Source organism: Limibacillus halophilus, assembly GCF_014191775.1.
GTDB lineage: Bacteria > Pseudomonadota > Alphaproteobacteria > Kiloniellales > CECT-8803 > Limibacillus > Limibacillus halophilus.
The window spans coordinates 67062-92258 of record NZ_JACHXA010000002.1 but is presented as its reverse complement, the minus strand read 5'-3'; the positions used below and the strand labels follow the sequence as shown (position 1 = coordinate 92258).

The 25197-nt window shown below is 58.1% G+C and carries 23 protein-coding genes; 15 read left to right on the top strand and 8 right to left on the bottom strand.

Annotation, left to right across the window (positions count from 1 at the left end):
- The first annotated feature begins 73 nt into the window (after positions 1–73).
- The 5 genes from lepB to putA all read left to right on the top strand — a co-directional run bounded on the left by lepB (position 74) and on the right by putA (position 6481).
- The gene (gene lepB, locus FHR98_RS03570) at positions 74–814 is read left to right on the top strand and encodes a signal peptidase I (protein WP_246377429.1); all 741 of its coding nucleotides are present in this window, start codon (positions 74–76) and stop codon (positions 812–814) included.
- Entirely contained in the window at positions 801–1550 is a 750-nt protein-coding gene (gene rnc, locus FHR98_RS03565) for a ribonuclease III (protein ID WP_183415273.1), read from the top strand. The genes lepB and rnc overlap by 14 nt, the downstream gene beginning before the upstream one ends.
- Positions 1547–2446: a GTPase Era gene (era, locus tag FHR98_RS03560; protein WP_183415272.1), complete on the top strand. Its 900-nt coding sequence runs from the start codon at positions 1547–1549 to the stop codon at positions 2444–2446. Before rnc ends, era begins: the two co-directional genes overlap by 4 nt.
- A 49-nt stretch (positions 2447–2495) precedes the next feature.
- Positions 2496–3233: a DNA repair protein RecO gene (recO, locus tag FHR98_RS03555; protein ID WP_221205710.1), complete on the top strand. Its 738-nt coding sequence runs from the start codon at positions 2496–2498 to the stop codon at positions 3231–3233.
- Positions 3234–3328: 95 nt separating this feature from the next.
- Entirely contained in the window at positions 3329–6481 is a 3153-nt protein-coding gene (putA, locus tag FHR98_RS03550) for a bifunctional proline dehydrogenase/L-glutamate gamma-semialdehyde dehydrogenase PutA (protein ID WP_183415270.1), read from the top strand.
- 19 nt (positions 6482–6500) lie between these two features.
- On the opposite strand, the gene FHR98_RS03545 is transcribed toward putA, so the two are convergent.
- Positions 6501–7127 (bottom strand): MarC family protein, encoded by a 627-nt coding sequence (locus tag FHR98_RS03545; protein ID WP_183415269.1) that lies wholly within the window; start codon positions 7125–7127, stop codon positions 6501–6503.
- Between the two features lie 31 nt (positions 7128–7158).
- Positions 7159–8226: a Glu/Leu/Phe/Val dehydrogenase dimerization domain-containing protein gene (locus FHR98_RS03540; protein WP_183415268.1), complete on the bottom strand. Its 1068-nt coding sequence runs from the start codon at positions 8224–8226 to the stop codon at positions 7159–7161.
- Positions 8227–8547: 321 nt separating this feature from the next.
- Between FHR98_RS03540 and FHR98_RS03535 the strand changes: the two genes are divergently transcribed.
- Complete coding sequence (locus FHR98_RS03535; RefSeq protein ID WP_183415267.1) at positions 8548–9186, top strand: LysE family translocator; 639 nt, start codon at positions 8548–8550, stop codon at positions 9184–9186.
- A gap of 8 nt (positions 9187–9194) precedes the next feature.
- Here FHR98_RS03535 and FHR98_RS03530 read toward each other — a convergent pair whose 3' ends face one another.
- The 4 genes from FHR98_RS03530 to FHR98_RS03515 all read right to left on the bottom strand — a co-directional run bounded on the left by FHR98_RS03530 (position 9195) and on the right by FHR98_RS03515 (position 13407).
- Entirely contained in the window at positions 9195–10367 is a 1173-nt protein-coding gene (locus FHR98_RS03530; RefSeq protein WP_183415266.1) for an iron-containing alcohol dehydrogenase, read from the bottom strand.
- A gap of 103 nt (positions 10368–10470) precedes the next feature.
- A complete protein-coding gene (locus FHR98_RS03525) occupies positions 10471–11220 on the bottom strand; it encodes an SDR family NAD(P)-dependent oxidoreductase (protein WP_246377426.1) in 750 nt (249 codons plus the stop codon).
- A gap of 5 nt (positions 11221–11225) precedes the next feature.
- Positions 11226–12596, bottom strand: a complete 1371-nt coding sequence (locus FHR98_RS03520) for a glutamine synthetase family protein (RefSeq protein WP_183415265.1) — start codon at positions 12594–12596, stop codon at positions 11226–11228.
- A 214-nt stretch (positions 12597–12810) separates the two neighbouring features.
- Positions 12811–13407: a 2-hydroxychromene-2-carboxylate isomerase gene (locus FHR98_RS03515; protein ID WP_183415264.1), complete on the bottom strand. Its 597-nt coding sequence runs from the start codon at positions 13405–13407 to the stop codon at positions 12811–12813.
- Between the two features lie 86 nt (positions 13408–13493).
- Between FHR98_RS03515 and FHR98_RS03510 the strand changes: the two genes are divergently transcribed.
- Positions 13494–14264 (top strand): NAD(P)-binding domain-containing protein, encoded by a 771-nt coding sequence (locus tag FHR98_RS03510; RefSeq protein WP_183415263.1) that lies wholly within the window; start codon positions 13494–13496, stop codon positions 14262–14264.
- Between the two features lie 6 nt (positions 14265–14270).
- On the opposite strand, the gene FHR98_RS03505 is transcribed toward FHR98_RS03510, so the two are convergent.
- Positions 14271–15887: an acyl-CoA synthetase gene (locus FHR98_RS03505; protein ID WP_183415262.1), complete on the bottom strand. Its 1617-nt coding sequence runs from the start codon at positions 15885–15887 to the stop codon at positions 14271–14273.
- Positions 15888–16177: 290 nt separating this feature from the next.
- On the opposite strand from FHR98_RS03505, the gene FHR98_RS03500 reads away from it, so the two are divergent.
- The 6 genes from FHR98_RS03500 (at position 16178) to pgmG (ending at position 22396) form a co-directional block, all read left to right on the top strand.
- Positions 16178–17113 (top strand): division plane positioning ATPase MipZ, encoded by a 936-nt coding sequence (locus FHR98_RS03500; protein WP_183415261.1) that lies wholly within the window; start codon positions 16178–16180, stop codon positions 17111–17113.
- A gap of 75 nt (positions 17114–17188) precedes the next feature.
- Positions 17189–17899 (top strand): vWA domain-containing protein, encoded by a 711-nt coding sequence (locus FHR98_RS03495; RefSeq protein WP_183415260.1) that lies wholly within the window; start codon positions 17189–17191, stop codon positions 17897–17899.
- Between the two features lie 16 nt (positions 17900–17915).
- On the top strand, positions 17916–18668 hold the full coding sequence (locus tag FHR98_RS03490; RefSeq protein ID WP_183415259.1) for a DnaJ domain-containing protein: 753 nt from the start codon (positions 17916–17918) through the stop codon (positions 18666–18668).
- A 98-nt stretch (positions 18669–18766) separates the two neighbouring features.
- Positions 18767–19648 (top strand): UTP--glucose-1-phosphate uridylyltransferase GalU, encoded by an 882-nt coding sequence (galU, locus tag FHR98_RS03485; RefSeq protein ID WP_183415258.1) that lies wholly within the window; start codon positions 18767–18769, stop codon positions 19646–19648.
- A 34-nt stretch (positions 19649–19682) separates the two neighbouring features.
- Positions 19683–20993, top strand: a complete 1311-nt coding sequence (locus tag FHR98_RS03480; RefSeq protein ID WP_183415257.1) for a UDP-glucose dehydrogenase family protein — start codon at positions 19683–19685, stop codon at positions 20991–20993.
- Between the two features lie 20 nt (positions 20994–21013).
- Entirely contained in the window at positions 21014–22396 is a 1383-nt protein-coding gene (gene pgmG / locus FHR98_RS03475) for a phosphoglucomutase/phosphomannomutase PgmG (RefSeq protein ID WP_183415256.1), read from the top strand.
- 34 nt (positions 22397–22430) lie between these two features.
- Here the strand turns inward: pgmG and FHR98_RS03470 are convergent, their stop codons facing one another.
- A complete protein-coding gene (locus FHR98_RS03470; protein ID WP_437126611.1) occupies positions 22431–23732 on the bottom strand; it encodes a D-alanyl-D-alanine carboxypeptidase family protein in 1302 nt (433 codons plus the stop codon).
- A gap of 343 nt (positions 23733–24075) precedes the next feature.
- Here FHR98_RS03470 and FHR98_RS03465 point away from each other — a divergent pair, with 343 nt between their 5' ends.
- A complete protein-coding gene (locus FHR98_RS03465; protein WP_183415255.1) occupies positions 24076–24618 on the top strand; it encodes a phasin family protein in 543 nt (180 codons plus the stop codon).
- A gap of 223 nt (positions 24619–24841) precedes the next feature.
- Entirely contained in the window at positions 24842–25180 is a 339-nt protein-coding gene (gene clpS, locus FHR98_RS03460; RefSeq protein ID WP_183415686.1) for an ATP-dependent Clp protease adapter ClpS, read from the top strand.
- Positions 25181–25197: the final 17 nt, after the last annotated feature.

The window sequence follows — 25197 nt, the reverse complement described above, 5'->3', positions numbered from 1 at the left end:
ATCGGAGCCGCGGGCTCAAGGGCTGTGCATCATGCCATCGAGGGCGAATATGACTGAAAGCCAGGATAAAACCATGTCGCGTGAGAAAACTGGGGGATGGGGAGAGACGTTCCGTACGGTAATTTATGCTGTGCTGATTGCGGTTGTGGTGCGAACTTTCGCATATGAGCCCTTCTCAATCCCTTCAGGGTCCATGCTGCCGACGTTGCTGGTAGGCGATTATCTCTTCGTCTCCAAAATGTCCTACGGCTATAGCCGCCATTCGATGCCGTTCTCACCAAATTTCTTCGATGGTCGGATCCTGGCCGACGAACCCGAGCGGGGAGATGTTGCGGTCTTCAAGCTGCCGAGCGACGGCGAGACCGATTACATCAAGCGCTTGGTCGGGATGCCGGGGGATCGCATTCAGGTGAAAGCGGGAATCCTCTACATCAACGACGAGCCGGTCAAACGCGAGAAGGTGCGCGACGTCATAATCCAACATTCAGGCGGTTACTCCAGCAAGGTCACGCAGTATGTCGAAACCTTGCCCGGTGGGCGCCAGCATCTGATCTGGGAACGGTCGGACAACGAGTTCCTGGACAACACACCGCTCTATGTGGTGCCCGCGGGTCACTACTTCGCCATGGGTGACAATCGCGATTCGTCGCAGGATAGCCGGGTGATGAGTGTAGTCGGATTCGTGCCTTTCGAGAATCTGGTCGGTCGCGCGGACGTTCTGTTCTTCTCGCTGGAGGAAGGCGCTTCGATACTGGCGTTTTGGAACTGGCCCACGTCGGTGCGCTGGGGGCGCATCTTCGATGGTATCAAGTAAGAAAGACGCGCCGTTGAGCCAGTCCGGACGGCTTGCCGACAGGCTGGGCTACAGCTTTACTAAGCCGGAGCGATTGCTGACTGCGCTGACCCATTCGAGCACACTCGGCCAAGACCGCGGTGGCTCCGATAGTTATGAGCGTTTGGAATTTCTGGGCGACCGGGTTCTGGGACTGGTGGTCGCCGATCTGCTGCTGGCGCGCTTCGCGCAGGAGTCGGAAGGGGCAATCGCCAAACGTTTTGCCCTGCTGGTCAGTCAACAGGTGCTGGCGGAAGTAGCCAGAGATATCGGCTTGGGTGAGTTCATCAGGCTTTCGCCGGGTGAGGATGACTCCGGCGGGCGCGATAACCCGGCTATCCTGTCGGACGTGATGGAAGCGGTTATTGCCGCGCTTTACCGGGATGGTGGCCTTGAAGTGGCGCGCGCCTTCGTCGAGCCTCGGTGGGTGCCGTTGATCGAAGCCGATCTTAGTCCACCACGTGAACCCAAGACGGCTCTTCAGGAGTGGGCGCAAGGCCGCGGACTGCCGCTTCCAAGTTACAGGCTGGTTAGCCGGAAAGGGCCGGATCACGAGCCGGTCTTCACCGTCGAAGTTACGGTCAGCGGCGAAGGGTCCGGTGAGGGTACTGGGCGCTCCAAGAGGCTGGCCGAGCAGGCGGCTGCAGAGCGACTCCTGGCCCGGCTGGACCGGCAGAAAACAAACAAGGATCAATCTCAAAGAAAGGGAAGGGCATGAATCAGCGTTGCGGATTCGCGGCCATCATCGGGGCGCCCAACGCTGGCAAATCCACGCTGGTGAATGCGCTTGTCGGCGCCAAGATCACGATTGTGTCCCCCAAGGTCCAGACGACGCGAACCCAAGTGAGAGGACTGCTGATTGAGCAGGAATCGCAGATCGTTCTGGTTGATACACCGGGTATTTTCCTGCACCCGAAGCGGCGTTTGGAAAGAGCGATGGTGCGCGCCGCTTGGGCCGGTGCTGACGAGGCTGATGTGATCCTGGTGATCTACGATGCGTCGCGCAGCAAACGCGATGCGGACACCACCCGCATCATCGAGCAGTTGAAGAAGAATGATCGCAAGGCAGTCCTGGTGCTGAACAAGATCGACCTGATCGCGCGCGAAAAGCTGCTAAAGCTAGCGGCGGCGTTCGATGCGGAAGGCTGCTTCGATGAGATCTTTATGATTTCAGCGGAGAAGGGCGACGGGCTCGAACGGCTGAGAGGCTTTCTGGCGAAGCGCATGCCGATGGGGCCTTGGCTTTTCCCGGAAGATCAACTCTCCGACATGCCGATGCGCTTGCTGGCCGCTGAAGTAACCCGCGAGAAGCTGTTCCTCCAACTTCATGACGAGATACCTTATGCCCTGACCGTCGAGACGGATTCCTGGGAAGAGTTCAAGGATGGTAGCGCCAAAATTCAACAGACCATCTACCTGCAGCGTGAGAGCCTGAAGCCTATCGTTATCGGCAAAGGCGGTAATCGTATTAAGAAGGTACGTGAGGACACTCAGGCCGAGCTATCGGAGATGATGGAGCGGCCGGTTCATCTCTTTATTTTCGTCAAGGTACGCGAAAAATGGGTGGACGATCCCGAACGCTACCGGGATTGGGGCCTGGACTACCAGTCCTGACGGTATCAGCCGTGGCAGCATGCCCCTTACATGATCTATTCTCGCACGCATGATCGAGTGGCGCGACGAGGGATATCTATTGGCGATAAGGCCTCACGGTGAGGACGCCGCCGTTGTTCAGTTGTTAACATTGGAACGTGGGCGCCACGCGGGCTTGGTACGCGGGGGACAGGGGCGGCGGTTAGCCGGTGTTCTCCAGATTGGCAATCGACTCCGTGTGGATTGGCGCGCCCGTCTCGCGGATCACCTGGGCATGATGCAGGTGGAGCTGGTAGAGGCGAATGCAGCACGCTTTCTCCACGACCCGGCTCGATTGGGGGCCCTAACCAGCGCGGCCGCAATCTGTGAGCGAGCCTTACCAGAACGTGAAGCTCATCCGGCTTGTTTTCACGGGTTTGCCGCCTTGTTGGAGGCGTTGGATGGGGATCACTGGGCGGAAATCTATGTGCGTTGGGAATTGGCTGTCCTAGCCGACTTGGGGTTTGGACTCGACCTTGGTTCCTGCGCGGCCACCGGCTCGGAGGAAGGCTTGATATACGTGAGTCCGAGGAGCGGACGGGCCGTGTCGGAAGGGGCTGGTGCAGTTTATAAGGACAAGTTGTTGAGACTCCCCGGCTTCCTGACGGGACAGGGAAGCGGTGGCGTCGCCGAAGTGGCGGCTGGGCTGGCGCTGTCAGGATATTTCCTGGAAAAGCGGGTTTTCCACCCGCAAGACCGCCCGCTTCCCTCGGCGCGCCAACGTCTGGCATCGCGCTTTCCTATCGATTCGCAAGAAGACGGAAACTAGCATAAGACTTCTCTTTCGGTCAGGACGGTCTGTCGCTAGAGTGCCGGCCTAATCCAGACCACTTTAGCGCCTGCCCACCAGGAGGAAAGCCGCCGATGCTCATCGACCCGAAGCTTGCACATTCCAGCGATCTTCGCCGCAAATTGCGTGATACGACATTCGCCGACGAAAGTGAGACAGTCGCAGCATTGCTTGATGAAGCGACACTTGGTTCCGTTCAGGTCGAAAGGGTTCAGGAGAAAGCCCGGCAGCTTGTGCAGGAAGTCCGGCGTTCCAGTGTTGGGCATGGCGGTATTGATGCGTTTCTCTATGAGTATGAGTTGTCGAGCAAGGAAGGCATCGTACTGATGTGCTTGGCCGAGGCATTGCTTCGGGTGCCGGACGCGGATACACGCGACCGCTTGATCAAGGACAAGATTTCCGCCGCCGATTGGCAATCGCACCTCGGGCGCAGCGATTCTCTCTTCGTGAATGCCTCCACCTGGGCTTTGATGCTGACGGGACGCGTCGTACGCCTCGACGAGGCGCAGAAGGATTTCAGCGGTGTGCTTGGGCGTCTCGTGCACCGCAGTGGCGAGCCGGTGATCCGTACTGCCGTCACCCAGGCCATGCGTATCCTCGGGCGTCAGTTCGTCATGGGCCGAAACATCAAGGAGGCGATCGAGCGCGCTCGGAGCGACGAGGCCAAGGGTTATCGCTATTCATACGACATGCTCGGCGAGGCCGCGCGCACGATGGCGGACGCCGAGCGTTATTTCGAGTCCTACCGCAAAGCTATCGCGGCTATCGGAAAGGCCGGTAAGGGCAAGAGTGTGGCCGACAGCCCGGGAATCTCTGTGAAGCTTTCGGCCCTGCACCCCCGTTACGAGTTCTCCCAACGTGACCGGGTGATGAAAGAGTTGATGCCGCGCCTTCTGCAGCTCGCTGTGGAGGCAAAGGAGCTGGATATTGGCCTGACAGTCGATGCCGAGGAGGTGGATCGTCTGGACTTGTCGCTCGATGTCATCGAGGCGGTTTCCAGTTCAAGTGAGATCAAGGGGTGGCATGGCTATGGTTTGGCGATACAAGGCTATCAAAAACGCGCGCGCCCTTTGATTGACTGGCTGGCCGACATGGCCAAGAGGCACAAACGTCAACTTATGGTGCGCCTCGTCAAGGGAGCCTATTGGGACACCGAGATCAAACGCTCTCAAGAACGCGGCTTGCCGGGCTATCCGGTTTTTACGCGCAAAGTGAATACCGATGTTTCCTATTTGGCCTGTGCCCGCGCTTTGTTGGCCGATCCCAAGGCCTTCTATCCTCAGTTCGCCACGCACAATGCACACTCGGTTGCCTCGGTTCTAGAAATGGCCGGCAACCATGCCGGCTTTGAATTCCAACGGCTGCATGGCATGGGTGAAGCGCTCTATGCGCAGGTTGTCGGCAAGGACAAGCTCGATATCCCAACCCGCATTTATGCGCCGGTCGGAAGCCATGAGGATCTGCTGGCTTATCTGGTCCGCAGACTCCTGGAAAACGGCGCCAACAGCTCATTCGTCAATCGTATCCAAGATGAGAAACTGCCTGTCGACGAGATCGTAGCGGACCCTCTGGTCAAGGTGCGTAACCTCTCGCGCATACCCCATCCGAAGATTCCATTGCCGGTCGATCTTTACGGTGAGGAGCGCCCCAATTCTGCGGGTATGGACGTTTCCAACCCCGTCGTTGTCTCGGATTTCGCGGAGCGCATGGGGACTGTAAGCCAGACTCTCTGGCAGGCGGCTCCGCTGGTTGGTGGCAAAGCTCTGGCAGGAAAACTGCGCAAAGTGCATAACCCGGCCGACCGGCGCGAAGTCGTGGGCGAGGTTGTCGAGGCCGACGCCAAGATGGTCGAACAAGCCCTTAGCCGTGCCGAACGGGCGCAGTGGGATTGGAACGCAACGTCGGCTCACACGCGTGCCGATTGCCTTATGCGCCTCGCGGATCTGATGGAAGAGGAAAGCAGCCGCCTCATTGCTATTTGCATACGGGAGGCCGGTAAAACCTTTGCCGATGGGATCGCAGAGGTTCGAGAAGCGGTTGATTTCTGCCGTTATTATGCGGCACGGGCGCGCGAGCATTTCGCGGAACCGAAAATCATGCCCGGGCCGACCGGAGAAAGGAACGAACTCCGGTTGGGAGGACGCGGCGTATTTGTCTGCATCAGCCCCTGGAACTTCCCGCTGGCTATCTTCACCGGACAGATCACGGCAGCCTTGGCTGCCGGCAACAGCGTGATCGCCAAACCGGCAGAGCAAACACCTTTGATTGCCACGGCGGCGGTACAGTTGATGCACCGCGCGGGCATACCGGAGGATGTGATCCAGCTTCTACCCGGCGACGGCGCGACGGTTGGCGGGCCGCTGGTTGCTGATTCACGGATTGCCGGGGTGGCCTTCACCGGTTCGACGGAAACCGCACGAATCATTAACCGTGTGTTGGCGGAGCGCGACGGGCCAATCATCCCCTTTATCGCCGAGACCGGCGGTCAGAATGCGATGATCGTCGATTCGACGGCCTTGCCGGAGCAGGTCGTGAACGACGTCGTGATCTCATCCTTCCAAAGCGCTGGTCAGCGGTGCTCGGCACTCAGGGTGCTCTTTGTCCAGGATAGCGTTGCCGATCGCATGTTGAAAATGCTCAAAGGCGCGATGGCGGAACTTCGCGTGGGTAACCCGTCATTGTTACAAACCGATGTGGGCCCCGTGATCGATGAGGAAGCGCGCGATATGCTGGAAGCGCATGTCACACGCATGAGCAGCGAAGCCAAGGTTCTGGCGCGCAGCGATCTAGGTAAGGATTGCAAGCATGGAACCTTCGTTGCTCCCACAGCCGTGGAAATCGATTCCATCAGCCGTTTGCAGCGCGAGGTCTTCGGCCCGATCCTGCATGTGGTCCGTTACAAGGCCGACCGCCTGGATCAGGTCGTCGAGGCGATCAACGGGACCGGCTATGGTCTGACCTTCGGTATCCACAGCCGCATCGATAGCACGGTGAATGCGCTCTATCACAAGGTTCGCGCAGGCAATGCCTACGTTAATCGGAACATGATCGGCGCCATCGTCGGCGTGCAGCCTTTCGGTGGCGAACGGCTGTCAGGCACGGGACCCAAAGCCGGCGGTCCGCATTACCTGTTCCGCTTTGCCTCGGAGCACTCGCTGTCGATCGATACCACGGCGGCGGGCGGCAATGCCTCCCTGATGTCGCTGGAGGAAGATCTGCCGATCTGATCGGAGCCGAGAACCTAAGTTAGGTTGCAAGAAAGGCCAGAACGCCGTCTGCCATGAACTGAACGGCGAGGGCGGCCAGAATGATGCCTGCGACGCGGCTGATCACATTGACGCCGGTTAGACCCAAAAGGCGCATGACCTCGCCGGCAACCAGGAGACAGATCAGGACCAAGGTCAGTACGCCGAGCATCACCAGCACGATCAATGCCTGCATCTGCAAGTCACCGCTGGCGCCACCGACTAGCAGCACGACCGAGGTAAGGGCGCCAGGACCGGCTATCAAGGGAATCGCAAGCGGGAAGACCGAAACATCCTGGCGATGGCCGCTTTCCTCGATCTCGCCTGGCGTCGTGGAACGCAGACCCGACTGACGAGCCATCACCATATCAATGGCAAGCAAAAGCAGTAGGATGCCGCCAGCAATGCGAAAGGCGGGCAGACCGATGCCCAAGGCGCTCAGCAAAGTTTCGCCACCAACCGCGAAGGCCAAGAGAATGCCGGTGCCGATCGCTACGCCTTTGATAGCCATGCGGCGGCGTTCGCTGCCGGTCGCTGTTGGCGTCAACCCGGCAAAAATCGGCGCGTTCCCAAGGGGGTCCAACACGACGAGGAAGGTGATGAATGTCGCCAACAGGGTTTCGAGCATGTACTTGCTTACCCCCAGCGACGCTCCGGGATCAAGCTGCCTTTCTGTGACCGGCGCGCTTGAAACGCTGTTCAGCGAGGCTGTCGGCCGCCTGCGCTGATGAAATTCCCTTACGTTCCGCTATCTCGAAGATTTCCGTCAGGGTATTGCCGATACGGGCGACATGCGCGAACGCCGTGGCTTTCACATAGGGTTTGTCGCCGGTCAAACGCTTCTCGTGGCTGATGTTGATCACACCACCAGCGTTGATCACGTAATCGGGGGCATAGAGGATGCCGCGGTCGCGCAGCAGAGCGCCATGGCGCTCCTCGGCGAGCTGATTGTTGGCGGAACCTGCGACGATGGCGCAGCGGAGCTCGCCGATACTAGCATCGTTGATGGTGGCGCCCAGCGCGCAAGGGGCGTAGACCGAGACCGCTTCACGGATGATGGCGTCGGGTGCGCTAACCTGGGCGTCGAACCATTCAACCGCGCGTTGGGTTTGCTGCCTGTTCAAGTCGGCCACGATCAACTGAGCACCTGCTTCATGGAGAAGACGGCAAAGTTCCCAACCAACATGCCCCAGCCCCTGAACGGCAACCCGAATCCCTTTCAGGTCAGGGGCCCCAAGCTTAAACGCCACGGCAGCCTTTATGCCCTCAAAGACACCGAAAGCGGTAGCGGGTGAAGGATCTCCGGAGCCACCTGCAGTTATGCCCGCGACGTGCCGTGTCTCCTTTGACATGGTCTCGACGTCGGGTACCGAGATACCGACGTCCTCCGCCACCACATAGCGTCCGGAGAGACTTTCAACGAAGCGACCCATGGCGTGGAACAATGCCGGAGTCTTTTCAGTTTGTGGATTGCCGATGATGACGGACTTACCACCGCCAAACGGCAGGTCGGCCAGTGCCGATTTGTAAGTCATACCACGGGATAGGCGCAGCACATCCGTCAACGCTTCCTCCTCGTTGGCATAGGGCCACATTCGGCATCCGCCGAGCGACGTACCCCGTGAAGTATTGTGGATGGCAATAATGGCTTTCAGGCCGCTCTCGGCGTCCCGGCAGAACACAACCTGTTCGTGGCCATCAAATGCATCATGTGAAAAGACCGACATGAAGTCCTCCATAGCAACTGATAGCGCCTTTTAGTGGCGGTTCAGGGCGGTTCTTCTTACCTTCATGTCGATGCTTTTTTTACAAATCTGCAATCACAAAATCGCTATTCAAAAAAGAAAGCAAGAATGTAAAGAATTAGGAAAATGGACTTTCTGGTTACTACAAAAAAGAGCCCGACTAAGAACGAATTTAACGGCTGACCTGTCGTCGATGGCTCGAGGAATTACGGAACAAACGACGTTCATGCGTCTAGTTGCTCTTTCGACGAGAAGATTTCATCTTGAGCGAAAGCGCGCTGATTGAGGATGGAATAAGGCCTGATGACACCGACGGATTTTCTAAACATCGCAGCAATTGTGAGTGTTTTTGCGATTGGGGCGGCCAGCCCGGGTCCGGCCACGCTCATGATCGCCAGCACGGCTATGAATCGCGGTCGGCCCGCAGCCGTCAGATTTTCACTGGGTGTAATGACGGGCTCAATGATTTGGGCCATTTTGGCGGCAAGTGGTTTGGCCGTTGTTCTGCAGACCAGTGCGACAGCTTTTGCCTTGTTGCGCACGCTGGGCGGCCTCTATCTGCTGTGGCTGGCGATCAAAGCCTTGCGTAAAGCCTTTCTGGCCGAACCGGCGCAGGGAACCCCTCTGCCGCCCCAGCGGACGCCGCTCGCCGATTATTGCACCGGAGTGCTCCTCCACCTTACAAACCCAAAAGCGCCGCTCGTCTGGCTTGCAACGCTGTCTGTCGGCACGGGTTTGCAGGCGACGGCTGATTTTCTCGTCGCGACAATTCTGGCTTGTAATTTGGCAAGCATCATTATCTTCGTCGGATACGCATTGCTGTTTTCTACGCCCGCCGCAATGGGGTGGTATCAGCGCAGCAGCCGCATGATTGACGGCGTATCCGGCGCATTCTTTGGTGTCGCAGGCCTGAAGATTCTGACGCTTCGGTCGACAGCCTGAGGTTCCTGTCAGACAGTGCCTTCCAGGGCCATTACCAGCATCTTGCGCGCCCCTGCTTCATCCAGGGGCAGGGGATTGCCCGGCGCAGTGGGGTCGACCACGGCCATGCCCGCGATTTCGTCAATCCGTCCGTCATCGACACCGATTTCCGATAGGCGATGTGGAATGCCTAGCTCCGCTCGCAGGGCTAACACCCAGTCGAGAAAGCCCTGATAGCCGCCGCTCAATCCAAGCCAAGAGGCAAGCCTTTCCATGCGATCTTCGATCGCAGGTCTGTTGAACTGTAAAACATAGGGCATGAAGACGGCGTTGGTCAGGCCATGATGAGTGTCATACAACGCGCCCACCGGGTGACTGAGGGAGTGGATTGCGCCCAGGCCTTTTTGGAAAGCGGTCGCGCCCATTGAAGCAGCCACCAGCATATTTGAGCGTGCTTCCAGGTCGCGTCCATCCGTCGTCGCCCGCGGCAGCCACTCCTTCACCAACCGCATGCCTTCCACCGCGATACCTTCCGCCATGGGATGAAATCCCGGCGCACAGTAGGCCTCCAGGCAGTGCGCCAGAGCGTCCATTCCGGTTGCCGCAGTTATCTTTGGCGGCAACCCCACTGTCAGGACCGGGTCCGAGATCACGATAGAGGGCAGCATCTTCGGATGGAAAATGATCTTCTTGGTGTGGTCACGCTCATCCAGGATGACCGATGCGCGACCGACCTCGGAACCTGTGCCGGCTGTCGTGGGGACTGCGATGATCGGTGCTACGCCCGCGGGGTCTACGGCTTTCCAATTGCTGCCGCGGTCTTCGAAGTCCCAGAGGGATTTCGATTGGCCGGACATCAAGGCTACGGCTTTAGCGGCATCCAGTGCCGAACCGCCACCAAAGGCGATGACGCCGTCGCAGGAATTGCCATGATATGTCGCAAGGCCCGCCTCGACGTTGCTGCCGGTCGGGTTCGGCTTGACCCCATCGAACAACGTCGTGGGAAGTCCGGCATCCTCGCAGAGAGCGAGGCTATCGCGAACGATCTGCAAGCCGGACAAACCCGGATCCGTGACGAGGAGCGGCCGCGACATTCCAAGACTGCTACAGGCTCTCGGCAATTCGCTGATACGGCCCGGACCAAAACGCATCTGGGTCGGATAGTTCCAGTTGGAAGTGTAAGCGCTGGGATCGAAGGTCATCTTATCCTCGCGGATGACGTGGAATACGAAGGCTGTTTCATGACATTGCCGGGGTGCTCGTGGCAAGACCCGAAGACAAATGAGCTCCCACCTTCAAATGTGTTCAAGGGCGGGCCATCAGACCACCGTCCACAATGAGGTCGGTTCCGGTAATGAAAGCGGCTTTGTCCGAAAGCAAAAACAAAACGGCATTGGCCATATCCTGCGGCGTCCCCACACGACCAAGAGGCACGGCTGCCGCTGTGCGTTGCTTGGCTTCGGGATTGCTTTTCCAGCGATCCTGCATCGGACTCTCCGTCGGCCCGGGGACGAGGCAGTTCGAGCGAATTCCATCGGCCGCGAATTGAATCGCCAGGGATTTGGAAAGCGACAGGATCGCCGCTTTGGCCGCTTGATAGGAATCTTGAGGTTGGTCGTCACCCCGCAATGCCTGGGTGGAGGCGACATGCACCATCGCTCCGCCACCACTCCGCTTCATCAGGGGTACGGCATGCCGGCAGGTCAAAACCAGCGATGTGAGGTTAATGGAAAGCGCCTGGTTCCAAGTATCCAAGTCGATATCGACCAGGGAACGGTCACGCCCGAACCAAAGCACCGCTGCAGCGTTGACCAGGTAGTCGAGACGCCCGGTTTCACTGTAGGCAGCGGCGATGGCTGCTGCTACCTGGTCGTCCTGGCTGACATCGCATTTTTGAACCATTGTTTTTCCAGGAAGCCCGGCGAAATCGGCCTGTGGTGCCTTCATGTCCAGCAAGGCGACATTACAGCCTTCGGTCAGCAGCGCTTCGCTGATTGCCATGCCCATGCCCCCGGCGGCGCCGGTCACCACAGCGGTTTTGCCGGAAAAGCTCATGATCGTCAGACCCGATCAAACAAGCGTTTCAATTCCCAATCGGTGATCCGTCGGTCGTACTCCGACTGCTCCCATCGAGCGGTATGAATATAGTGTTCCAGCACGTCTTCTCCGAAGGCTTCGCGCAACATCTTTGAGCGGTTGAGCAGCTCGATAGCCTCGCGAAGGGTTTTGGGAATCTCGCGTAAACGCTTGCCGTGGTAAGCGTCGCCGAAGTAGGCGGGCTCCAGTTCCAAGCCCTGCTCGATCCCGGCCATGCCCGCTGCCAGTAGCGCGGCGTAGGCAAGGTAGGGGTTGAGGTCCGCGCCGCCAACCCGGCATTCGATGCGGATGCCCTTGGTTTTCTCACCCACAAGCCGGAACCCTGCAGTGCGGTTATCAAGTGACCAGATCGCGCGCGTGGGAGCAAAAGTACCGATCTGGAAACGCTTGTAGCTGTTGATATAGGGCGCCAGGAACCAGGTCATTTCCCGGGCATAGGTCAACTGACCCGCCACGAAAGACTTCATGGTGTCCGACATACCGTATTCGGCCTGCTTGTCGAGGAACAGTGGCGTCTTGCCCTTGGCGTCCCAAAGCGACTGATGGATGTGGCAGGATGACCCGGCCAAATCGTAGTCCCACTTGGCCATGAAGGTGACAGCATGTCCGTGGTTGTGGGCAATCTCCTTCATGCCGTTCTTCATGATGGTGTGACGGTCGGCCATGGTCAGCGCGTCGGCATACTTGACGTTAAGCTCTTCCTGGCCGGGGCCCCATTCGCCCTTGGAGTTCTCGATCGGAATACCGGCGGCTTGCAGATTGGTGCGCATAGCGCGCAGGACTGTTTCCTCGCGGGTCGTCTGCAAGATGTGATAGTCGGCGATGTAGTTGCCGGCGGTTTTGGGGTCTCTGTAACCCTTTTCATGAATGGCCTCGAAGGGTTCGGCGAACAGATAAAACTCCAACTCGGAAGCCATCATCGCGGACATGTTCTTGGCTGCAAGGCGATCGATCTGCTTCTTGAGGATGGCGCGCGGGCTGTGCGGCACCGGTTCATGAGAGTGGTGGTCGATCAGATCACAGAGCACGAGCGCCGTGCCGGGAAGCCAAGGCGTGACGCAAAGCGTTGAAAGGTCCGGCTTCATAACAAAATCGCCGTAGCCCTTTTTCCAGTTCGCGGCCTTGTATCCCGGAACCGGCTCGTTCTCGATATCGCAGGCCAGCAGATAGTCGCAGCCGTGGGTTTCCTCGTAAGCGCCTTCGACAAAGAACTCGGCCTGAAAGCGTTTGCCCGCCAAGCGACCCTGGAGATCGGGAAAGCAGACGAGAATGGTATCGATCTGGCCATCAGCCACGAGTTTCTTGAGTTGGTCGAGCGTCACTTTGCCGGTCATGATTTTCCTCGTTTGAAGCAATCCCTGGTGGGAGGGTTTCCCTTATTTTGGCCAGCAAACGCTAATGGTGGCAGCAAAGAAAGAAAAGGCACTTGTCATCAAGCTGTGCTGTGAACCACGGTCCGCGTGGCTTTTCACGCACGCGATTCGTGGGAACTCTCGGTTCAACCGAGAAATTGCAACAAACCGAGCCGTTATCGCCCCGTTAGACAACTCAGCCGGAAATTTTCGCCGCTAGAAGATCCAACCGATCCTGTCCCCAAAAGACCTCGCCATCGACAACATAGCTCGGTGAACCGAAAACACCGGCAGCCAGCGCTTCCTCGGTATTCGCATCATACTGTGCGGCGCTTTCCGGGCTTTGACCGGCCTGTAGCAGCCCCTGGCCATCAAAACCATTCACGCCTGCGATTTCGACAACGGTTGTCTCGTCGGCAAGGTCACGTTCCTCGGCCCAGCAGGCGCGCAGAAAAGCCTGCGCCAACTTGCCGGCATCCTGACCCTTTGCGGCAGCGGCGATGACCATCAGGGCGGCCTTGCTTTCGTCGGTGGGGAAGTATTTGGGATGCAACGTCAAGGGCATGCCGAGGTGCGCCGACCAACGCTTCAACTCAACAAGCCGATAGGCTTGGCGCTCCGGCGGCCGTTTAGCCAGAGGCAAGCCACCTGTTTTCGGGAAGATGACGGATAGCTTGACGGGTTTGACCCGGATTTCAGCGCCATGCTCTCGGGCTATTTCCATTAATCTGTCACCACCTAAGTAGGTCCAGGGAGAAATGAGGGAGAAGTAGTAATCGATGGCGCGGGCCATATTGCCTCCGGGTCTGGTTGGACAGAGCAAGCGAGTTATCGCAGGATCGTCCTAGTTTGGCGAATCGATAGAGAATTGGAGCAGCTATGGTAATTCCGAAAAAGATCGGTGTCATCGGCGTGGGGCACATGTCCGGTACGATGATCGAGGGATGGGCGCGATTGGGCGACGACATGCCCCGGTTTTACCTGTCGCCGCGCGGTGCGGAGGCGGCCGCAGCGCTTGCCGAGCGCTATAGCTGCGAGGTTCTGAAGAGCAATGCAGAGGTTGTCGAAGCCAGTGAAGCGGTGATCCTTGCGGTGCGACCCTGGCAGGCGGAAGAGGCCCTCAAGGGCTTACCATGGCGAAGGGATCAGTTGGCGCTTTCCGTGATGGCCAGCGTCAAGACGGAAGTTCTAAAACCTCTTGTTGCGCCCGCGACAGTCGCGCGCTGTATCCCGGTTACGGCTTGTGTCTATGGAGAGAGCGCAACGACGCTCTATCCCGACGAACCCCGAGCGAAGGCTTTGCTGGCAGCATTGGGGCCGCCGACGGTGCTGGAGGATGAATCCGCTTTTGACCGCCTATCGGTTCATGGCTGCACATACGGATGGGCGCTGGCTTTGATCGATGAGGTGCGGCGTTGGACGGAAGAATCGGGTATACCGCCGGAAACGGCGCGCCAGCACGTGGCACAGGTGTTCCGGGCCGCTGCGACTATGGCGCGCGAGAGTGGTACGCCGGTCGCTCATTTGGTGGATGAACTGGCGAGCCCACGTTCCTTCACCCGCATGGGTCTGGAGGTGCTGCGCCGCGAAAACGCCTTTGCACCCTGGCAGAATGCCCTGGACACCATAAGAAAGCAGTACGACGGCTAATCGGCCTCAGCCACCGCCGCGCAGTTCACGGCGCACGATCTTGCCGGTGGCGGTCATTGGCAGATTGTCGCGAAACTCAACTTCACGAGGATACTCGTAGGCGGCCAGCCTGCCTTTGACCCATTCCTGGATTTCCTGGGCAAGGGTCTCACTGGGCGTATAGCCCTGCTTGAGAACCAGGAAGGCTTTCACTCGCTCGGTGCGCAATTCGTCAGGGATGCCGACAGCGGCGGCCATCTGGACGGCAGGATGGCGCAGCAGGCAATCCTCGATTTCCCCGGGGCCGATACGGTATCCGGCGGAGGTGATGACATCGTCCTCGCGGCCAACGAAATGGAAATACCCGTCCGAATCTCGGACACCTCTGTCGCCGGTAAGCAACCATTCGCCTGCGAATTTTGCGGCAGTCGCCTCGGGATTGTTCCAGTACCGCAGGAACATGACGGGGTCGGGGGCACCCACAGCGATATTGCCTTCCGTTCCGTCAGATTGCGGGTTTCCCCGATCATCGACGATGGCAACCCGGTGCCCTGGTACCGCACGTCCCATGGACCCCGGACGGACGGGCATGATCCCGGCATTGTTGGACAGCACGAGATTGCACTCGGTCTGGCCATAGAATTCATTGATGGTCAGGCCGAAGGTATCACGACCCCAGTCCAGCAAACCCTGGCCGAGCGTCTCGCCGCCGCTGCCTATGGACCGCAGGTCGTGCCCGAAGCGTTCACGCGCCCTATCGACCTGCCGAAGCATCTTCAGGGCCGTGGGCGGCAGGAAGGCGTTGCGAACCTTTGCTTCGGCCATCAAAGCGAAAGCCGCTTCCGGATCGAACTTCTGGAAGCGGTGTGCCAGGACGGGAACGCCATGATGCAGGCTGGGAAGGAGTACGTCATAAAGCCCGCCGATCCAGGCCCAGTCGGCCGGCGTCCAGAAAAGGTCTCCCGGCTTGGGGAAAAGCTCTTGAGGCATCTCGACTCCGGGTAGATGGCCTAAAAGGACCCGATGACCGTGCAGGGCACCTTTTGGCGAACCGGTGGTTCCGGAGGTATAGATGATAACCGCCGGATCATCGGGGCCGGTCTGGACGGGAGCGAAGGAAGCGCTGCCCTTTTCAATCAAAGCGCCATAATCGAGTACGCCATTCTCTTCGGGGCCGGAGACACTGATGATATTCCTGAGGCTGGGCAGCTTGTCGCGGAGCGCATTTACTTTAGCCGCACCGTCGGCATCGGTAATCAAGACCGTGGCGCCGCTGTCGGCCAGACGGTATTCCAGCGCCTCCGGCCCGAATAGCACGAAAAGCGGTACGGCGATGGCGCCTAGCTTGTAGATCGCGAGGTGGGCAATTGCGGTTTCCGGGCGCTGCGGCAACAGAACAGCGGCACGGTCACCGGGCGCGACTCCAGCGGCCTTTAGGGCATTCGCCAGACGATTTGACCGGTCTTTCAGCAAGTCAAAGCTATAAGGCTCGAGCTTGCCATCGCTGGCTTTGTGCAGGATCGCCAGGCGACCTGAGCCATCGGCCCACTTGTCGCAGCAATCCTGACCGATGTTATAGGCCTCGGGAATCCGCCAGTTGAAGGTTCCGTATAGGTCCTCGTAGTTGTCCGCTGCTGGAAGCATTGCCGATCCTCTTTTCTCAACCCATTCTGCCATGGTGGAGCGGCAAAACCAGGGGGAAGCCGCTTGCTTGATTGTCGCACTGAGATAAAGTTCGGTTTGAACCGCGGTATTTTATCGATGGGCCTGTGAGACCGGCGACTCGTTGCTACATGATAAGATCGCCGAATCGCGATAGTGTCTTGTTGGGAATCGCGTTATCTGGATCGTTTCGTCATGCCGCCGCCGGGTGGTCGGCGGGGTGGCCGGCGGGGCCGTGGTCGAAGCGTTCTTGGCTTGATAGGGGGAACTTAATGGATCAAGAGGCGCAGGTGCAGCCAGGCGCTCAAGCGAGTAGTGGCGCGAAATCGCTGATTGTCGTGCTGGGCAACGAGAAAGGCGGGTCGGGTAAATCCACGACCGCGATGCATCTGGCTGTCGCATTATTGCGTCAGGGGAAGCGCGTTGGGACCATCGACCTCGACGCACGGCAGGGCACGTTCTCGCGGCTGATCGAAAACCGGGAGTCCTTTTCGGCTGAATCGGGCTTGAAGCTGCCGATGCCAAAGCATTTACGAATCTTTCGATCACAGGCGTCCGCGCGCGCGGAAACAGAGGCCGAGGAGCGGCAGTTGTTTGACGAAGCCCTGGCCGCACTGGCGGATTGTGATGTGGTCGTGATCGATACGCCCGGGAGCGATAGCTACCTTTCTCGCCTTGGCCACGTTAGAGCTGACATCCTGATCACACCGTTGAACGACTCCTTTCTTGATCTTGATCTGTTGGCACGGATTGATCCCAAGGGACGCCGCATTCTGGGGCCCAGCGTTTATAGTCAGATGGTCTGGGAACAGCGTCAGGAACGCGCGAAACAAGGGCGCCGACCCTTGGATTGGGTCGTGATGCGAAACCGTCTAGCCCACCTGGATGCACACAACAAACGCGCCGTGGGGAATCTTTTGGGCGAGCTATCCAGGCGGATCGGCTTCCGGTTGGCGCCGGGGTTCGGCGAGCGAGTTATTTTTCGTGAGCTTTTTCCCAAAGGTTTGACGCTTCTCGACCTGCGAGAAAAGGGGGCAGGCGTCAACTTGACGATGAGCCACGTTGCGGCTCGTCAGGAAGTCCGTGCGCTGCTTGAGGCCGTTGGCTTCGAAGAAGCGACCCAAGACGAGGAAAATGGGTCTGAAGAGACCCAGGGCGCGTTGCCGCAGGGCGGTCCCGGCCGAGAGCAGGGGACTGGAACCTACTGACAGACTACACTACCTCTTAAAGAAACCCCTGGGGCTTGTCCCGGTGGGGTCTATCCAAGTGTAAGGCGGGGCCCTTTGAGCCAGGATCGAAAACTTCCCAGTGAGACCGCCAGCAAAACGGAAGTGGCGGATTTTCTTAGTAAGGTCTCAAGTTTGGCTGTATCGCAGCCGGATCAGGGAAATCGCGGGCGTTTGATCTTCGCATTGGACGCGACCGCCAGCCGTCAGCCGACCTGGGATCGGGCAATGGACCTGCAGGCAGAGATGTTCAACCAGACAGCATCGCTCGGTGGTCTGGAGGTGCAGCTGGCCTACTATCGGGGGTTCGGCGAGTTCCGTGTCAGTAAATGGCACCCGGACGGGCACGGTTTGCTACGGGCAATGACCGGTGTTTCCTGCTTTGCCGGACGAACGCAAATACGGAAGGTTCTCAAGCATGCTCTCAAGGAGACTCGGAAGCAGAAAGTCGGAGCGCTGGTCTTCGTCGGCGATAGCATGGAAGAGGATTTGGATACCCTCGGCGATTTAGCGGGCAAACTCGGTTTGGTGGGCGTACCTTGCTTTATTTTCCATGAGGGCGGCGACGTGAGCGTGCGGCAGGCCTTTGAACAGATCGCTAGACTGTCAGGCGGTGCTTGCTGCAGCTTCGATGCCTCAAGCGCCAGGCAATTGCGTGATCTGCTTTCAGCAGTCGCCGTGTATGCCGCCGGTGGGCGCAGGGCCCTGCAGGATTTTTCCAAGCGGCAGGGCGGCGTTGTGCGGCTCCTGACCCATCAAATGCGATGACCGGACGAGGCGTATAATGGTTCCCTATTTGCTTCTGGCCCTTTGTCTTGTCGTTGGCTTCTATCTGGTGGGCCGTTGGTTTGTGCAGGCTGACCCCAAGGCAGTTCTAAAGGCCCTGGGATGGACGTTCGGCACTATCGGTGTTCTTGCCGTGCTGGTGATTGTCGCCTTCAAGAAATTCAATCTGCTGATCTATACCTTACCCTTCCTGCTGCCCTTGATGGTGCGTCTTCCCCGATTAATCCGTCGTTTGAAGACGTTGCGCGGCGCGGCGCCAGGCGGCTCTTCCAGCGTCTCGACCCGGTTCTTGCGGATGGAACTGGACCATAGTACCGGGCGGCTCGATGGCGAGGTTCGAGAAGGTCCATTCGAGGGGCAGAAGCTATCAGGCTTGACCGAGGAGCAGTTATTGGAACTTTGGCGCCTGTGCCATGTGCACGACGAAGAGTCCGCGGCCGTTTTGGAAGCTTATCTGGATCGCACGCGCGGCGATGCGTGGCGAGATGCGCTGAACGAAGCCGAGGCCGACGAAAGTGCCAGGCGCAGGGAACGGGCCGGGGCCAGCGGCTCTCAGGCCGGGAGCGCGCAGACCGGTGCCATGACCCGCGAGGAGGCGCTTGCGGTGCTGGGGTTGGAGCCGGACGCGAAAGACGAAGATATCCGAAAGGCCCACCGTCGTTTGATGCAGCAACTCCATCCGGATCACGGTGGTTCAAACTATTTGGCGGCCAAGGTCAATGCCGCCAAGCAACAGCTTTTAGGGTCATAATCCAGTAATTACGTGTCTGCTTAACGCTTGTTTGTAGGGCTCGGCTGTGGCAGAAAACGCTGTAAGTGTTTGGATTTTAATGGATTCTGGACATAAAAATGCAACATAAAGTGCGTAAAGCTATTTTTCCGGTCGGGGGCCTGGGCACGCGTTTTCTGCCTGCAACCAAGGCAATGCCCAAGGAAATGTTGCCGATTGTCGACAAGCCCTTGATCCAGTATGCGGTCGAGGAGGCCAGGGCGGCTGGGATAGAAGAATTCATTTTCGTCACGGGTCGGGGTAAGGCGGCCATCGAAGATCACTTCGATTTTTCCTACGAACTGGAGAAAACCCTGGCGGAGCGCGGCAAACAGGAAGTGTTGGCTGCGGTGAGTGAAATCCCTCTGGATCCGGGCCAGATTGCCTATGTTCGTCAGCAGGTGCCTAAAGGATTGGGGCATGCGGTCTGGTGTGCGCGTAATTTGGTTGGCGATGAGCCCTTCGCGGTGTTACTGGCCGACGATTTGGTTAAGGCGGCAACGCCGTGTCTGGCGCAGATGATGGACGTTTGGGAGGGGCTAGGCGGTAATCTGGTTGCCGCTATGGAAATCCCGGCCGCGGATACTTCCCGCTACGGCATACTCGATGTGGCTTGGGACGATGGAAAGATTATCAGTGCCAAGGGCCTTGTGGAAAAGCCCTCGCCGGAACAAGCGCCGTCGCGGCTATCGATCATTGGCCGCTACATTCTCGATCCTTCGGTGATGGTCGAACTTGGGCGTCAGGACCTTGGCGCTGGGGGGGAGATACAACTAACCGATGCCATGGCCAGAACGCTTGATCGGATTCCTTTTCATGGATTGCGTTTCGAGGGTCGACGGTTCGATTGTGGCAGTAAAGTCGGATTCGTTGAGGCAACCGTTGCATTTGCGATGGAACATCCTGAAACGGCTGAAGCTATGCCCGATCTGTTGAGCGCGTTGTTGCATCGGTCACGCTGAGTCGATGATGAGATTGGAATAGGGGGCAGGGGCCATGCAGATCGCGATGATCGGAACCGGCTACGTAGGCCTGGTATCTGGCGCCTGCTTTTCGGAGTTTGGAACGACCGTGGTTTGCGCCGATAAGGACGCATCCAAGATTGAACGCCTTCAGGCGGGTGAAGTTCCGATTTACGAACCCGGTCTGGAAGACCTTGTTACCAAGAACGCGGCGGCTGGCCGTTTGCGCTTTACGACCGATGTTGCCAGCGCGGTGGCTGAGGCCGATGTTGTCTTTATCTCTGTCGGCACGCCCAGCCGGCGCGGCGATGGTCACGCGGATCTGAGCTTTGTGTTCGCGGCGGCCCGGGAGGTGGCCGCAGCCATGCAGGGCTTTACCGTCGTCGTCACTAAATCCACGGTGCCGGTGGGCACCGGTAGGGAGCTTGAAGCGGTCTTACGCGAAAGCGCTCCGCAAGCGGATTTTGCAGTTGTTTCGAACCCCGAGTTTCTGCGCGAAGGGTCGGCCATCAATGACTTCATGCGGCCGGATCGGGTCGTAATCGGCACCAGCGATCCGCGCGCGCAGGACATCATGCGGCGCTTGTATCGGCCACTCTACCTGATCGAGAAGCCGATTCTATTCACCACCCGGGAAACGGCTGAATTGACCAAGTACGCCGCAAATGCCTTCCTGGCCATGAAGATATCCTTCATCAACGAGATGGCCGATCTTTGCGAGCAGGTGGGAGCAAATGTGCAGGACGTGGCACAAGGCATTGGCTTGGACGGGCGCATCGGGCGCAAGTTTCTCCATGCCGGCCCCGGATACGGCGGGTCTTGTTTTCCCAAGGATACGATAGCGCTGGTGAAAACCGCCCAGGATGCTGGGTCGCCGCTGCGCCTCATTGAAACCGTGGTCGCCGTCAATGATGATCGCAAGAAGGGTCTGTCCGGGCGCATCGTTGGACACTGCGGTGGTTCGGTCGAAGGCAAGACCATTGCCGTTTTGGGGTTAACCTTCAAACCGAACACGGACGATATGCGTGAGGCCCCCAGTTTGAACATCATCTCGGACCTGACGGCTGCTGGCGCGACGGTCAGAGCCTACGACCCCGAGGGCATGCCTGAGGCAAGGAAACTGCTGCCCCAAGCGGTGTTTTGCAACGATGCTTATGATGCCGTTACCGGTTGCGATGCCGTGGTAATCGTGACCGAGTGGAACGAGTTTCGGAACCTCGACTTGAAACGCCTAAAGTCACGCATGGCTTCGGCGATCATGATCGACTTCCGGAACATATACGATGGCGTGACCGCCAGTGCCGCCGGATTTACATACAGCTCAATCGGTCGTCCTAGGCCCTAAAGACGAGGAGAAAATCCCAAATGGCCGCTGGATATCATTTCGACCCAAGCATTCTTAGGGAATACGATATTCGTGGCAAGGTGGGGGAAACCTTGAGCGACGCGGACGCCTATGCGCTTGGCCGCGCCTATGGTAGCTACGCTGTCCGTCAGGGTGCTAAACGCATAGCCGTCGGCTTCGATGGCCGTTTGTCATCGCCAGACTTGGCTGATGCCTTGAGCCGCGGGTTACAGGACTGCGGACTTGAGGCCCTGCGCATCGAGATGGGGCCGACGCCCATGCTCTATTTTGCCGCCTACACGCTGGTGGTGGACGGCGGCATCATGGTCACTGGCTCTCACAATCCGCCGGCGTACAATGGCTTCAAGATGGTGCTGCGGAAGAAGTCGGTGTTTGGTGCAGAGATTCAGCGCCTGGGTGAAATTGCAGCCAGGGGAGATTTCGTCGACGGTATAGGTAGCGAATCCCATCATTCTGTGATGGATGCCTATATTGAGCGTCTGAGCGCTGATTTCGCCGGTCCGGACGACCTAACCGTCGTCTGGGATGCCGGTAACGGCGCTGCGGGCGAGGTGATGCGGCACCTGACGGAGCGGCTGCCGGGTCGCCACGTTCTTTTGTTTGCTGAGATCGACGGGACCTTCCCAAACCACCACCCTGATCCGACGGTGCCCGGCAATTTGGTTCAGCTCCAAGAAGCGGTAAAACGCGAAGGCGCTGATCTAGGTGTTGCTTTCGACGGCGATGGTGACCGTCTAGGTGCTGTCGACGCCTCCGGTGGGATTCTTTTCGGCGATCAAATCATGTTGCTGCTGGCGCGTGAGGTGCTTCGAGACAACCCCGGCGCGCACATTATCGCGGATGTCAAATCCAGCAATGTATTGTTCGACGGCATTGCCGCTGCTGGCGGCAAGCCGGTCATGTGGAAAACCGGCCATTCGCTGATCAAATCGAAGATGCTGGAGTTGGGCTCGCCGTTTGCGGGCGAGATGAGCGCGCATCTCTTCTTTAATGATCGCTACTACGGTTTCGACGACGGGCTGTACGCAGCCGTGCGATTGCTCACCGCGCTGAAGCGCTTGGGCACGACTTTGAAAGCATTCCGGGATTCTCTGCCACATCTTCACAATACGCCGGAAGTGCGACTGCCCTGCAGCGAAGCCCGTAAGTTCGAGGTCGTCAATGAGGTTGCAGATCGCCTTTCGGCAAGAAATGCCGATGTGGTTGCCATTGATGGGGTGCGTGTCAATCGTGAGGAAGGTTGGTGGCTCTTACGCGCATCCAACACCCAGGATGTATTGGTTGCGCGCTGCGAGTCGGACAGTGCCGAAGGCTTGGCGCGATTGAAAGCCGAGGTGTTATCCGAACTGCGCCTGAGCGGCCTGCACCCAGATCTCTTTTGATATCTGGGCGCTCGAAACCCTGCTGAGGAAATGATTACTGCTGAACTGCGGCCAGGTCGAGCGGGTCGGCCTTCACAACAATGCAGACCCGGCTGGTTAGCTTCAATGCGGAACAAGCAGCCTCGGCTTCTTCGACCTGCATGCCCAGCAACCGGGCGCGGTACAATATGCTCTTGCCGGATTCAACCCGTGTAATACGCAGTTCGCGGCCAAGCAAGTGAGCAGGGGCGCTGTCGGTGGCCGTACGAGCGGCCTCTTGCGCCTTGATAGGGTCGGTAAATGCGCCGACCTGAATTCCAAAGCTGTTGATCGGACCCTCGTCGTAATCGCCTTCACCGTGAATATTGTCTTGCGCCAGACTTGGCCGAAGGGCCGGGAGCACTACCATGCCGTTGACCTCAACAGCAGGAGCGACAGCAGCGGTTTGTATATCCGGGCCATGCGATTGTGCCGAAGCAAGAAGCGGCTTTTCGGGCGGCGGCGCACTTGGCAGATCGTTTCGGGCGACTTGGACACGGCTGAATCCACGATCCAGCAGCGTGATCATGTGTGCATTTCGGGACCGAGATGTCTTGCCGCCGAAAACCACCGCGACGATCCTTTGTCCGCCACGAACCGCCGAAGCAGCCAAATTGAACCCGCTGGCACGAATGTAGCCGGTTTTCAGTCCATCTACGCCGGGATAGTCGTCCAGAAGCTTGTTGTGGTTTTTGTAGGTCCGACCGTTGTAGGTGAAGGACTTGATCCGAAAATAGTCATAGTAGGTCGGGTACTGCCGAATAAGGACCGTCGACAAAGTCGCCATATCCCGGGCCGTACTGAGCTGACGCGTGTCCGGCAAACCCGAAGCGTTGCGGAACGTCGTGCGGGACATACCCAGATCGCGCGCCTTCTTAGTCATGGCGACGGCGAAACTGGATTCGCTACCGCTTATGGCCTCGGCTACGACCACGGCCACATCGTTGGCCGATTTCGTGACTAGGGCGCGAATTGCATCGTCGACCGCAATGGTGCTGCCAGGCTTCAAGCCAAGCTTGGAGGGTGGCATTCCTGCCGCGCGTCGAGAAACCTTCAAGCGGCTGTCCTTAGTGAACTTGCCGCTTTCGATAGCATCGAACAACATCAGCAAGGTCATCATCTTGGTCATGGAGGCGGGATAGGCTTGGCGGTCGGCTCCCGATTCATGCAGCACCCGACCAGTCGCCGTTTCAACCACTATGGAGGCGTAGCGCCTAGCTTCGGCGGTTTGGGGGAAAACGAACGTTCCGACAACGAGAAAGCAGAGAGCACAAAACAAGAGGCGCAAAGCCGCCTTTTGTTTCTCTCTCGGCGCCACCGAGGTATGACTTAATGGCCAAAGCAAAGGTTTCCCCCAAAGACTCGGCTCTAACTATCTTGATTCGTCTACGATTCTAATGATCGACAGAATCGCTGTCCAGTTTTTTCTACCAGAAAGCCCATTTAGCGACCTTCTAATGGTATTTTGAAACTTAACCCTTAAGGAAAGCTGAATATATCAAGGTTTTTCAAGCCTTTCGGCATTTATGGTGCACTGCACAAAAACTGCTTGACTTTCATCCTATACATTCATATTTTCTCGTCATGCTGCACCGCACAAAAATGTGCTGCAAAAGCGAACAGACAACAGAACTGATTTCTTCTCGGAAAGGAGAAACCAAATGACTTCCACTTCTAAGAAGACCACTGCGGCCCAGGCCGACGTGATGAAGCCGGTCGAAGACGCGGTCGCCGCCGGCAAGGAGACCATCGAGCAGTTCGTAAAGGTTGGCACCGAGACCGCCACCAAGAATTACGAGCAGGCTATTGCCATGACCAAGGAACAGGTCGAGAAGGCCTCGGCCAATCTGTTCCGTAACTATGGCGAGCTGAACGAGTTGAACAAGGACAACGTTGAAGCCGTCGTCGCTTTCAACACCAAGCTCGTGAAAGCCTACGAGGAGATCGGCAAGGAAATCGCTTCCTTCACGCAGACCTCCTTCGAGTCTCAGGTTGAGGCCACCAAGGCGATCTTCTCCGTGAAGAGCCTGCGTGACTTCGTTGACCTGCAGAGCAATCTGGCGCGTGTCCAGTTCGACCAGGTCATGGCCGAAGGTGCCAAGATCACCGAAATGTCGGTGAAGGTTGCCAACGAAGCTTACGAGCCCCTTCAGGCCCGTATGAATGTGACCGTCGAGAAGATGCTGAAGCCTGTCGCCGCCTAAGGCTGACAGCGGGCAATCCGGCGGCCCTCCCGGCAATAATCGCCGACCGGATTTCCCACAGGATCATCTCCGGAACAGGCCCGGCTCTTTCGAGAGCCGGGCTTTTTCTTTGCCCATGCCTTTGAAATGCCATGATTGGGGTCTTCACCGACCCGGCATTCATCCAATATCATTGGGGAACGGAATGAACGTGCAAAGTTACAGGTTGGGTGCCGAAGCGACTATGAGTGAGAAGGACGCAAACAAGAACGACGACGACAAAGGTCGCGGTGGGACCGGTGTCGTATTGCAGACTCGCAGTAAGACGAAGAAGCCGTCGCTCTACAAAGTTTTGATGCTGAATGACGACTACACGCCGATGGAGTTTGTCGTTCACGTCCTGGAACACTACTTTGGTAAGAGCCGGGACGAGGCGACGCAGATCATGCTCCACGTTCATCAACGCGGTGTGGGTCTATGTGGCGTCTATACATTTGAAGTTGCTGAGACCAAGGTGACACAGGTGATCGACTACGCGCGCCGAAATCAGCATCCTCTCCAGTGTACGCTGGAGAAGGAGTGACAGGATAAGGAGTTTAT